This is a genomic window from Mesorhizobium sp. M0663 (genome assembly GCF_040320585.1).
GTDB lineage: Bacteria > Pseudomonadota > Alphaproteobacteria > Rhizobiales > Rhizobiaceae > Mesorhizobium.
The window spans coordinates 1-510 of the sequence record NZ_JAMYPX010000125.1; the positions used below are offsets into that span (position 1 = coordinate 1).

At 62.5% G+C, this 510-nt stretch carries 1 pseudogene; it reads left to right on the forward strand.

What is annotated here, in order from left to right:
- Nucleotides 1–317: pseudogene (locus tag NKI54_RS36435) on the forward strand (sulfite exporter TauE/SafE family protein); the annotation flags it as partial.
- Nucleotides 318–510 lie beyond the last annotated feature (193 nt).

Consider the following 510-nt stretch of genomic DNA (forward strand, 5'->3'; position numbering starts at 1 on the left):
TCTATCTGAACTACGGTTCGGAGAAGGAGACGTTGGTCGCCACGAAATCCGTGAACTCGTTTGTGACCGATGTCGTCAAGGTCGCGGTATTCACCGGACTCGGGACGCTCGGTGGTCAGGCGGCCATATACGGCGCAGCCGCGGGTTTGGGCGCCGCGCTTGCCAATCTGCTGGCCAAGCCCTGGCTCGAACGCCTGAGTGGAAGACAGTTCCGCGGCCTTGTGGTCGCGCTCATGGCTGTCAGTGGAGCGCTGATGATCTGGAACCAGCACAGCTTGGTTGTGCAGGCCTGGCGCGCGGCCACAGGAATGTCTTAACAATGTCCATGTTGGCTGGAGCCCTTCGCGCGCTGTACCGTAGCTTGGTTGGCCGGTCCCGCGACGCGCAGAGGCTGGCAAAAGGCCTGCGAGTTGTGTGCGTCAAGTTCTGCAAAATGGCGTGGCATTGCGGTGACGTCGGCGTGTCCGCCGCGCAGCCCCCGTGTTTAGCGGAGCGGCGGACACATGACGG